The 8,812-nt window shown below is 69.1% G+C and carries 12 protein-coding genes; 7 read left to right on the top strand and 5 right to left on the bottom strand.

Annotated elements, in window-relative coordinates; genetic code table 11:
• The first annotated feature begins 4 nt into the window (after window positions 1-4).
• On the top strand, window positions 5-1,345 hold the full coding sequence (locus ACZ5IK_RS38000) for a M20/M25/M40 family metallo-hydrolase (protein WP_465492093.1): 1,341 nt from the start codon (window positions 5-7) through the stop codon (window positions 1,343-1,345).
• Window positions 1,342-2,592: an MFS transporter gene (locus tag ACZ5IK_RS37995; protein WP_465492092.1), complete on the top strand. Its 1,251-nt coding sequence runs from the start codon at window positions 1,342-1,344 to the stop codon at window positions 2,590-2,592. Before ACZ5IK_RS38000 ends, ACZ5IK_RS37995 begins: the two co-directional genes overlap by 4 nt.
• 42 nt (window positions 2,593-2,634) lie before the next feature.
• Here the strand turns inward: ACZ5IK_RS37995 and ACZ5IK_RS37990 are convergent, their stop codons facing one another.
• Genes ACZ5IK_RS37990 through ACZ5IK_RS37980 form a run of 3 tightly spaced genes read right to left on the bottom strand, consistent with a single transcriptional unit; the run spans window position 2,635 to window position 5,029 of the window.
• Entirely contained in the window at window positions 2,635-3,003 is a 369-nt protein-coding gene (locus tag ACZ5IK_RS37990; RefSeq protein ID WP_465492091.1) for a MerR family transcriptional regulator, read from the bottom strand.
• On the bottom strand, window positions 3,000-4,448 hold the full coding sequence (locus tag ACZ5IK_RS37985) for a DHA2 family efflux MFS transporter permease subunit (RefSeq protein WP_465492090.1): 1,449 nt from the start codon (window positions 4,446-4,448) through the stop codon (window positions 3,000-3,002). Before ACZ5IK_RS37985 ends, ACZ5IK_RS37990 begins: the two co-directional genes overlap by 4 nt.
• On the bottom strand, window positions 4,445-5,029 hold the full coding sequence (locus ACZ5IK_RS37980) for an NADPH-dependent FMN reductase (protein ID WP_465492089.1): 585 nt from the start codon (window positions 5,027-5,029) through the stop codon (window positions 4,445-4,447). Before ACZ5IK_RS37980 ends, ACZ5IK_RS37985 begins: the two co-directional genes overlap by 4 nt.
• A gap of 102 nt (window positions 5,030-5,131) precedes the next feature.
• On the opposite strand from ACZ5IK_RS37980, the gene ACZ5IK_RS37975 reads away from it, so the two are divergent.
• Window positions 5,132-5,617: a pyridoxamine 5'-phosphate oxidase family protein gene (locus ACZ5IK_RS37975; RefSeq protein WP_465492088.1), complete on the top strand. Its 486-nt coding sequence runs from the start codon at window positions 5,132-5,134 to the stop codon at window positions 5,615-5,617.
• Here the strand turns inward: ACZ5IK_RS37975 and ACZ5IK_RS37970 are convergent.
• The gene (locus ACZ5IK_RS37970) at window positions 5,596-6,117 is read right to left on the bottom strand and encodes a hypothetical protein (protein WP_465492087.1); all 522 of its coding nucleotides are present in this window, start codon (window positions 6,115-6,117) and stop codon (window positions 5,596-5,598) included. The two genes, ACZ5IK_RS37975 and ACZ5IK_RS37970, sit on opposite strands and share 22 nt — an antisense overlap.
• Window positions 6,118-6,180: 63 nt before the next feature.
• On the opposite strand from ACZ5IK_RS37970, the gene ACZ5IK_RS37965 reads away from it, so the two are divergent.
• The 4 genes from ACZ5IK_RS37965 to ACZ5IK_RS37950 all read left to right on the top strand — a co-directional run bounded on the left by ACZ5IK_RS37965 (window position 6,181) and on the right by ACZ5IK_RS37950 (window position 7,956).
• Window positions 6,181-6,567, top strand: coding sequence for a VOC family protein (locus ACZ5IK_RS37965; RefSeq protein ID WP_465492086.1), 387 nt, complete (start codon window positions 6,181-6,183; stop codon window positions 6,565-6,567).
• Window positions 6,567-6,884 (top strand): metalloregulator ArsR/SmtB family transcription factor, encoded by a 318-nt coding sequence (locus ACZ5IK_RS37960; protein WP_465492085.1) that lies wholly within the window; start codon window positions 6,567-6,569, stop codon window positions 6,882-6,884. The genes ACZ5IK_RS37965 and ACZ5IK_RS37960 overlap by 1 nt, the downstream gene beginning before the upstream one ends.
• Window positions 6,881-7,318 carry an SRPBCC family protein gene (locus ACZ5IK_RS37955; protein ID WP_465492120.1) on the top strand — a complete coding sequence of 146 codons (438 nt, stop codon included), beginning with the start codon at window positions 6,881-6,883 and terminating at the stop codon, window positions 7,316-7,318. Before ACZ5IK_RS37960 ends, ACZ5IK_RS37955 begins: the two co-directional genes overlap by 4 nt.
• A gap of 65 nt (window positions 7,319-7,383) precedes the next feature.
• Window positions 7,384-7,956: a TetR/AcrR family transcriptional regulator gene (locus ACZ5IK_RS37950; RefSeq protein ID WP_101607755.1), complete on the top strand. Its 573-nt coding sequence runs from the start codon at window positions 7,384-7,386 to the stop codon at window positions 7,954-7,956.
• Here ACZ5IK_RS37950 and ACZ5IK_RS37945 read toward each other — a convergent pair.
• Window positions 7,947-8,705 carry an SGNH/GDSL hydrolase family protein gene (locus tag ACZ5IK_RS37945; protein WP_465492084.1) on the bottom strand — a complete coding sequence of 253 codons (759 nt, stop codon included), beginning with the start codon at window positions 8,703-8,705 and terminating at the stop codon, window positions 7,947-7,949. The two genes, ACZ5IK_RS37950 and ACZ5IK_RS37945, sit on opposite strands and share 10 nt — an antisense overlap.
• Between the last annotated feature and the right edge of the window lie 107 nt (window positions 8,706-8,812).

Below are 8,812 nucleotides of genomic sequence, written 5' to 3'. Positions count from 1 at the left end.
CGACGTGGACTCGGTCAAGGAATACGTGCGGCGGCACCGGCCGCGGCACGAGCGGGAGCTCGCCGACTGGATCGCGGTGCCCAGCGTGAGCGCCACGGGCGAGGGCATGGAGCAGGCCTCGCCGTACGCGCTGGAGCTGCTGGAACGCAGCGGACTGGACGCGCGGATCGTCGACACCGGCGGCTGGCCGCTGGTCGTCGGGCACGCGGCGGGGCCGCCGGACAGCCCGCACGTAGTGATCTACGGGCACTACGACGTCCAGCCTGCGGGGCCGTCGGAGGAATGGCACAGTCCGCCGTTCGAGGCGAGTATCCGCGACGGCCGGATGTACGGACGGGGCACCGGCGACAACAAGGGACAGCACCTCGCGCAGCTCCTCGCGCTGCGGGCACTGCGCGACGTCGACGGGGGACTGCCGTGCTCGGTGACCGTCCTGCTCGACGGCGAGGAGGAGATCGGCAGCCCGAACCTGACTGCCACGCTCACCGCGATGCGCGAGGAACTGTCCGCCGATCTCGCGGTGTGGAGCGACGGGCCGGTGCATGACAGCTACGAGCCGACGGTCGCGCTCGGCGTGCGCGGGGCCGTGGCCTTCGAGATCACCGTGCGCGGCGCGAACAGCGCGCTGCATTCCGGCAACTGGGGCAACGTCGCGCCGAATCCGGCCTGGGAGCTGACCTGGCTGCTGTCCACCATGCGCGCACCCGACGGCCGGGTGACCGTCGACGGCTACGACGCGGGCGTCACGCCCTTGACCGACACCGAGCTCGACGCGCTGCGAGCACTGCCGATCGACCCTGCCGCGATGCTGGCGGGAGCGGGACTGGACCGGATGGACGCCGGCCACGGCCAGGACATCAACGAACGGCTCGCGACGCCCACGTTCACCATCAACTCGCTGACCTGCAGGGACAACGACGAGCACCGGACGGTCATCCCGTCGGTCGCGGTGGCGCGCTGCGATCTGAGGCTGGCCTGCGGGCAGCGATCGGCAACGGTCATCGACGCGCTCCGCGCTCACGTCGAGAAACACCTGCCGCACGCCGAGCTGCGATTCGGGGCGATCATGGAGGCGTCCCGCACCCTGCCGGACGCGCCGTATGCCGACCTCGTGCTGCGGGGAGTGACCGAGGCACACGGCAAGCAGGCGTTGGCCGTGCCGGCGCTGGGCGGGAGCCTGCCGATCGCGGCGCTCACCGACGGTCTCGCGCTGCCGTGTTACGGCATCGCGCTGGCGAACGTCGACGAGCGCAACCACGCGCCGAACGAGAACTTCGAACTACAGCGGTTCCATCAGGGCATCGTGACCGCGGCCAGTGTCCTGTCCAGCATCGGCCGTCGATGAACGCGACGGTGCGGATCGTCGCGGCGGCCTCGACGGGGAACATGCTGGAATGGCTGAGCTTCACCGCTTACGCCTTGGTCGCCGACGTCGTCGCGCGGCAGTTCTTCCCGTCGGCCGACCCGGTGACGTCGTTGATGCTGGCGCTGGGGACGGCCGTGGCCGCCTACCTGGCCCGGCCGATCGGCGCGGTGGTGCTGGGTGTCTACGCCGACCGAGCCGGGCGGCTGGCGGCGTTGACCGTGGCCATCCGGCTGATGACCCTCGGCTCGCTCCTGATCGTGCTCCTGCCCGACTATCAGAAGATCGGGGTGTTCGCCCCGATCGGGATGCTGATCGCCCTGCTGATCCAAGGATTCTCCGCGGGCGGTGAGTTCGGTTCCGCCACCGCACTGCTCGTCGAGAGTCACGCGGGGCGGCGAGGCTTCATGGGGAGCTGGCAGACCGCGAGCCAGGCGTTCGCGGTCCTGCTCGCGACGGGATTGCTCGCGACCACGAGCAGCTTCCTGAGTCCCGCGCAGTTCGACGCGTGGGGCTGGCGGATACCGTTCGTGGTCGCCCTGCTCCTCGGCCCGGCGGGCTACTACATCCGTACCCGGCTGCGGGACTCGCCCGAGTTCACCACCGCGCGTGCCACGGCCGACCCCGGTCCGGCCCGTCCGCTGGTCGACCTCTTCCGGAACGACAAGGCACGGGTGCTGCTGGTCATGGGCATGATCGCGGTATCGACGGGATTCTCCTACTTGATCACCTACATGCCGACGTTCGCCATCCGGCAGCTCGGCATGTCGCCCTCGACGAGTTTCACCGCGACGTTCGTGACCGGTGTCATCCTCACCGTGTTCACCCCCGTGGCCGGTCACCTCTCCGACCGGATCGGGAGAACCCGGATGCTCACCGTGGCCGCCGCCGTCATCGCGGTCATCAGCATCCCGTTGTTCCTGCTCATCCGCGCCGTACCGGAAATGGTCACGGTGGTGGTGGCCTTGGCGCTGATGGGCCTGGTCAAAGCCTGGTACGCGGGCCCTCTGCCCGCGTCTATGGCCGAAATGTTCACGGTCGGCAACCGGGGGACCGGGCTGTCGATCAGCTACAACATCGGCGTGATCCTTTTCGGTGGAGTCACCCCGCTGGCCATCACCCTGCTGATTTCGGCCACCGGATCCACCCTCGCGCCCAGTTACTGGATCACCGCGCTCGCCCTGCTCAGCGGTACCTGTGTGCTGCTCGCCCGGCGATACCGGAGCTGAAAAAGGGGGCTTTCGCCGCATGCCACGCGGCGAAAGCCCCCTTCACCTCCTGAGGAAGTCGAGCGTCCGGTACTCGTCGACCACCGCGGCGAGTTCGGCGATGCGGGCCTGCCCTGCGTCTATGAGGCGCTGCCCTGCTGCCGACCACCGCTCGAGGTCGGGGGACATCTGCGGGATCTCGGACAGGATCTCCGCGCTTTCGGCGAGGCTGAGACCGACCCGCTGGGCGGCGACCGCGAGCCGGATCCGGCAGACGGCGTCGATGGTGAACCGGCGTGCGTTGCCCGCGGTGCGCTCGGCGGTGATGACGCGGTAGCGCTCGTAGTAGCGGACGGCGTTGGCCGACACCCCGGCCCTGCTCGCGACGTCGCCGATGGTCAGCCGGGCGTCGATCGTGGTCTGAGTCGTCATACCGCGCTCCGTACCGTGGTCGGCTCCGCGATCGAGGCGGGCCGGGTCTTCAACCTGACCACCAGGGCGATCACCATGACCGCGAGGACACCGACGAGGGTGACACGGTACGCGGAGACGATCTCCGCGGTGAGCGTCGCGCTCGCCACAGGGTCGCTCAGCGCCGCGAGACCCCGCCCTCCCGTGGCCGTCGCGATCAACCCGGTGAACGTCGCGCTCACCGCCGCGGTGCCGACCGCGGTCGCGATGGTGGCGGCCAGGGGAAGGATCGCGGAACCGGACGCGAGGTCCGGGCCGTGCAGGTTCCGGCCGGCGCTCACGATGGTGGGCATCATGATCGCTCCGGTGCCCGCTCCCTGGAGCACTCCCAAAAGCGCTAGTACCAGGTACGGCGTATCGGGCGTGAGGACGAGCACGGTCAGTCCGGTCCCGGCGATCGCCAGGCTTAGTCCGATCCCGACGACGATCCGCGGACCGAAACGTTCCAGGACGCGGGCGGCGAGCTGGATGCTGAGGCCCATCCCGATCGTGCTCGGCACCATCATCAGCGCACTGACCATGGTCGAGTCACCGCGCATGATCTGGATGTAGGCGGGCATCAGCAACATCGAGCCGAAGTACGGCGCGGCGTACAGGAAGAGGACCCCTGCGTTGCGCCCGAATGTCCGGTCACGCAGCAGACGGACGTTCAGCAGCGGCGCGGAATGGTGCCACGACCGGCGGACGAACACGGCCACGAGCGCCAGTCCGGCGAGGACGATCGCCGCGCGGAGCCCCGTCGCGAGCGTCTCTTCGCTGAATCCGTAAGCCACCGCGACGACGCCGGGGACGAGCAGGAGGCCGCCCACGAGGTCGATCGGGACGCGTTCGGCCGACCGCGTTCCGGCGGGCACCCAGCGCAGCACACCCACGACGGCGAGCAGAGCGGGCGGCACGGTGATGAAGAACAGCGCCCGCCACGACAGGCTGTCCAGCAGGACGCCGCCGAGCAGCGGGCCGAGGATCGGCCCGATCAACAGGGGCAGCCCGGTGATCGTGGTCATCCGGCCCCGGCGTTCCGGTGCCACCGCGCCGAAACCGATGGTCATCCCCAAGGGATTGATCAGACCGCCGGCGAGGCCTTGGACGGTCCGCGCGGCGATCAGCCACCCCAGATCACCCGCCGCTCCGGCGGCCGCGGACGACGCCGCGAACACGAGCAGCGCCGCCAGATAAACCCGGCGGGCTCCCCAACGCCGGGCGAGGGTCGCCGCGAGCGGCATCGCCGCGACCATGCCGAGGGCGTAGGCGGTCGCGATCCACTGGATCGTCGTGAGCGACGCGGAGAAGGTCGTCATGAACTGCGGCAGCGCGACGGCGACGATCGTGGTGTCGAGAACGGCCATCAGCCCGCCGAGCGCGATCACCGCCGCGATGCGCAGTTCTTGTCCGGTCAGCCGGTTCATGCCGCACTCGCCTGGTCCGCGACGCGTCCGGCGCGCAGGGTGCGGGCCCACCAGCCGAGCTCGGTCATGGTCGCCGCCAGGGCGGCGCGCTCGCCCTCGGTGCTCTCGTAGCCGTCCGGGCCGAACCGGGTCCACGGAGCGTTCATCAGCACCGCGTCGCGGGTGGTGGTGGCCCGCAGTTCGGGGAAGATCAGCCGCAGCTGCTCGATGGCGCGGATACCGCCCGAACCGGCGCCGTAGCCGACGAACGCGACGGGTTTGTACGCCCATTCGGTGAAATGCCAGTCGATCGCGTTCTTCAGCGCGGCAGGGAAACTGTGGTTGTACTCCGGAGTGACGATCAGGTACGCGTCGGCCGCGTGCAGCCTGCCGCTGATCACCGTGTCGGTGCCACCGGGCCGCGTTCCCTGCAGCGGGAGATCGACGTCGGCGAGGTCGATCGCGTCGACCTCCAGGCCGTCGATCGTCGCGAGTTCGGTCAGCAGCCAGCCCGTGATGGCGTCGGCGAACCGCTCGTGCCGGACGCTGCCGATGATCACGGCGAGGCGAAGTGGGGACTGTGCGGTGGTTTCTGTGCTCATGCCGAAGACGCTAAAAGCTCGTCCATAGGTGAACTCAAGCCGTTTGCGGTCTTGCTCACGATCCCTGGACCTCTATGAAGGTCGAGGTTGTACGGTGCGGCCATGGAGCGACCGGGATTCGATGTGCGGGGGTTTTTGGATGAACGCGAACGTCCGGCCAGCGTCGCCACGACGACCCGTCGCGGCGCCACCGCGTTGGCGATGATGTGGTTCGTGGCCGAGGAAAACCGGTTCTGGTTCCACACTCCGGCCCCCGACGGCCGACCGGCGCCGTTCCTCGACGCCGCCCGCCTTCAACGTGAGGTCGCGGTCATGATCGCGACGTTCGCCCCACCGGACGACGTCCGCCAGGTACGCGTGACCGGACTCGCGAGACTCGAACCGAAGGATCTTCCGCGAATCCGCCGCATCTATGAGCGCTACGTTCCGGAATGGACCGAGGCCTGGGCGGCGCACGCGGCGTCCCCGGACGCGCTCCTGTGGTCGATGGCGCCGGAACGCGGGATGGCCGTGGCGTATCCGGATTTGGGGAACACGCCGGCTTTCCGCTGGGCCGACGTGGCCGATTACGCCCGGATCGCCACTTGAGGATCAGCCGCCGAAGGCCGCCGCCGTCGCGTGGACACGGAGGTCTTCGAGTTCGTCGATCTGGCGCCGGGCCCGGTCGAGCAGGTCGTCCAGCCGTCCGCCGTCGAGCCGGGGATCGGCATCGGCACGCACCCGCAGGGTCCGCCAGCCCGCCGCCTTGCCCTCGACGCCGAGGCCATCAGTTCGAGTTCCTCGACCGAGCTCAACGGTGACCGCGAGACGAGCCGCCCGTTCGGCTTGAGCCGTCCCAGCTTCTCGCCCGCCCAGGCCGCCACGGTCTTGTAGTGGCGGACCGGGACCTCCAGTGCGGACATACAGGTCAACAGGGCGGCCCGGTCGTCGGCGATCTCTTCGGCGAGCCTGCTCAACACCGCTTCCCCGCGCTGTCCGCGCTCGGCGGCGGCGAGCCGTTTGGCGAGTCCGGTGCCCGCTGTCGCGCCAGCCAGATGGTCGTTGAGGTAGATACCGAGCAAGGCGGTACCGGGGAGAGCGTCGGTCATGCCCGAGGCGTACCCGGTGCTCACCGATTGACACGTAGGTAATCTCCTACGTATGGTCGCGGCATGAACATCGACCGCATCCAGTTCCTCACCGTGCCGGTCTCCGACCAGGCCGAGGCGCGGGACTTCTACGTCGGCGAGCTCGGCTTCGACCTGCTCGTCGACGTCAGCGGTCCGCACGGCCCTTTCGTCATGGTCGGCCCCAAGGGAGCGGAGACCGGAATCGTCCTGGTCGATCGCGCCGTCGGCGGCCTCGATCACGGCACGCGTGTGCACTTCCAGCTGAGTACCAAGGATGTCGATGCCGACATCGCGGAGCTTCGCGCCCGCGGGATCGACGTCGAGGACGCGGAGGAGATGCCGTGGGGTCGCGTGACGTCGGTGAAGGATCCGGATGGCAACGCGATGGGCCTGCTCGAACCTTCGAGCTACGGGAACTGGCCGCGCTAATGCCGGTCAACGACGACGTCTTCGCCGCGCTCGCCAACCCCGCCCGCCGCGAGGTGCTGGGCATCCTCCTCGACGGTCCGCGCGCCGCGGGGGAAATCGCCGAACGTTTCGACATGCGGCGGCCGAGTCTGTCGGAGCACCTTCGGGTGCTGCGCGAAGCGGGGCTCGTCCGGGAAGAGCGAAAGGGGCGCAACCGCGTCTACTCGCTGGAAGCCGCTCCGCTGCAGGAAGTCTCCGACTGGCTTTCGCCGTACGAGCGGTACTGGCGCGGGAAGCTGGGCAACCTGCGTGACCTGCTGGACGAGGAGGACCTCTGAACGGCGAAGACCCGACGGCCATCCACGTCGACCAGTTCCTGGCGCATCCGCCGCGCAAGGTGTGGCGTGCACTGACCGAACCGGATCTGCTGGAACGCTGGCTGCGGATGCCGAACGACATCAAACCCGTTGTGGGTCACCGGTTCGAACTTCTTGCGGATCCCGTTCCCGCCGCCGGATTCGAGGGTGGCCCGGTCGCTTGCGAGGTGCTGGCCGTCGAGCAGGAGCGGTTGCTCAGCATCAGCTGGGGTCCGGAATGGACGGTCACTTGGCGCCTCGAGCCGGAGGGTCGGGGTACCCGGTTGTTCCTCAGTCACGAGGGCTTCGACCCCGACGACGAGTTCCAGCGGATGTCACGCCGGATCATGGGCGGTGGCTGGCGCACCGGGGTCCCGAAGGCGCTGGCGCGCGTCCTGGCCGACCTGCCGGACTAGGGAGTCCACCACTCACGACCCAGCCGCCGGACCGGCTCTCGACACCGGGTCTAGGATCCCCGCTTGTGACGGACGAAAAACCGCTCCGAGCCGATGCCCGCCGTAACCGGACAAGGGTGTTGGAGGCTGCGGAGCGCGTCTTCACGGCCAAGGGCACCAGTGCGCCGACCGAAGAAGTCGCCCGCGAAGCAGGCGTCGGAGTCGGCACGGTTTTCCGGCACTTTCCGACGAAGGAAGCCCTGCTGGAAGCCGTTCTCTACGCGCGCCTTCACCGCTTCGTCGATGAAGCGGAAGCCACGGTGGCCGCGAACTCACCCGATCCGGGTGCGGCGTTCTTCGGCTTCCTGACCGGCTGGATCGAGATGGCCGACGCCAAGAACGCCTACTTCGAAGCCCTGTCCGCGGCCGGAATCAGCGTTCCGACGACGGGATCGGTCATCGGCGTCCGGCTCAAGGAGGCGCTCGGCGTGCTTCTCAGCCGCGCGCAGGACACCGGCGACGTCCGCAAGGATCTCGGCGTCGACGAACTGATCCCGGTCATCATCGGGACGGCGAAGGCGGCGGAACACGCCGGGCCGCAGCTGCGGACCCGGACGATCTGCATTCTCTTCGACGGACTTCGTCCGCGTCAGGCGTAAGGATCCATCGTCGGCCGCTTCGGCGCGAGCTCGTCGCCGGAGGATTCGCCACGCAGCCTGCGCTTGATCCACGGCACCGCGTGCTCCTTGCCCCACTGGAGGTTTTCGGTGCGCCGTGCCTGCGGGCTCAGGAGCGGTCGCGGCCCCAGCTCGGCGGGCGTGAGCTTGTGCGGTTCGCCGATCCCGTCCAGGACGGCGATGGCGACCTCGTTGTGCCCCAACGAGTTCAGGTGCAGACGGTCCGGTGCCCACAGGCGCCGATCGCGCAGCTGGCGCATCGCCCACATGTCCACGAGCAACGCCCCGTGCCGTGCGGCGATACCGCGGACGTGCTCGTTGTAGATCGCGACGCGGCCCCGGATCCGGCGGAACAGTGCGTCCTCGACCCCGTCGACACCGGTGAAGAGGACGACGCGCGCTCCGCTGTCGACGATCTTGCCGACAGCGGCGTCGTAGTCGTCGAGGAGGGCGTCGATGTCGACCTTCGGCCGCATCAGATCGTTGCCGCCCGCGTACAGCGTCACGAGGTCCGGGTTCAGCGCGAGCCCCTGGTCGAGCTGCTCCGTGAGGACCTGCCCGAGGAGCTTGCCGCGGATCGCGAGGTTCGCGTAGCGGAAGTCCTGGTGGTTGCCCGCGAGCTGGCCGGCGACGCGGTCGGCCCAGCCACGGACGCCGTTGGGCGACGACGGGTCCTCGTCGCCGACACCCTCGGTGAAGGAGTCACCGAGACAAACTAAGCGGTCGGTCATAAAACGATGTTACCGAACTCGCCATTCGGGGGATCCGGCTGGGTTGACGGAGGCCGGACCGCAGGGCGGCCATCGATCGTCAGACAGCCGCCCTGGCGTACCCGTCC

The sequence above is a fragment of the Amycolatopsis sp. NPDC031561 genome (genome assembly GCF_055580625.1).
Note: the sequence above shows the minus strand (reverse complement) of the source record. Positions and strands in the feature narration are given on the sequence as shown.